General features: G+C 61.5%; 1 protein-coding gene. It reads left to right on the top strand.

The genetic code is table 11. The annotated features are described in order from the left end of the window. Positions 1–639 precede the first annotated feature (639 nt). A partial coding sequence (locus AC1DUU_RS32350) for a RecQ family ATP-dependent DNA helicase (RefSeq protein ID WP_476787373.1) occupies positions 640–1,262 on the top strand: 623 nt, incomplete at its 3' end.

The raw sequence follows: 1,262 nt of genomic DNA, 5'->3' as shown, positions 1-1,262 counted from the left end.
GTCGGTAAATGTGATCAATGGCATTCGTAAATCACGGAAAGCCCGAAATCACCAAGCAGGTGCTCAGTGCCCCAAGCGCCTCAAAGTCCAGGTACATTCCCCATTTGGGACCATCGGCCAAGGCGGGGGATGCTGCCAGTGCCACGAACGCGTCGCTAGCCGGCGAGGAGYCGGCACGACACAACTGTAAATGTAGCGCGCGCCGACCACCCAGCAGAGCATTTCGGGTGAACTGCTCCAGCGGCTCTCGCACGGCCAGATTGTGCTGTCACCGTCCGAACGTCATATTGGGACGTTCAGTCATGAAGATGGGACGCACAGTCATGATGTTCGCATCCTGGCGCTCCGCAAAAGTCTAGATAATGCAGTCGCACTATTTTTCGGGCAAGGAACTTGGGGGAGCGCCGGGCGACGCGTAGACCCGCACCGGCCCACAAGAACCGCAGCCAGCCTATTCAGGGCACCGCTCGTGCCGTCCGGCTCTACTTGCGGTTCAATTATGGCCGGCGCGATGTTGAAGAAATGCGGCCGCTGCCCCTTCCAGGTACCCGGCAGTGCGTATTTGCGAACAGGCGGCGCCCCAGGCACCTCGCAAATCTGCTATCAGGCAATATCTTTCTGATTCCAACGAAGGCCGCTTTGACCTCTGATCCCGCCCATATCCTGAAAGCCGTTTATGGCTACGACGCCTTTCGTGGGCCTCAGGCGGAGATCGTCGAGCATGTGACGGCCGGCAACAACGCCTTTGTCTTGATGCCGACGGGCGGCGGCAAATCGCTGTGTTACCAGATCCCGGCGATTGCGCGGCCCGGCATGGGCCTTATCGTCTCGCCGCTGATCGCCCTGATGGCCGATCAGGTCGCCGCCTTGCGTCAGGCCGGGGTCAATGCCGCTTCACTCAACTCCGACTTGCCAGGCGATGAGCGAAGCGCGTTGTGGCAAGACGTGTCGTCCGGCGCGCTGGACCTCCTCTATGTCGCTCCCGAAACGCTATTGAGGCCCGAAGTCCTGGAGCGGCTCGGCCAGGTGCCCTTGTCGCTGATCGCCATCGACGAAGCGCATTGCCTGTCGCAATGGGGACATGATTTCCGGCCCTCATATCGTCAGCTCGACGCGCTGGTCAGGCTATTCCCCGACACGCCGCGCATGGCGCTGACGGCGACCGCCGACGCGCCAACTCGGGCCGAGATCCTCGCGCATCTTCAGATCGCGGAGAGCGACGCCTTCATCGCCGGCTTCGACCGGCCGAACATCCGCTATGC

It is taken from the genome of Aminobacter sp. P4_H6_2, assembly GCF_056400805.1.
This window is presented reverse-complemented; position numbering and strand designations above follow the sequence as displayed.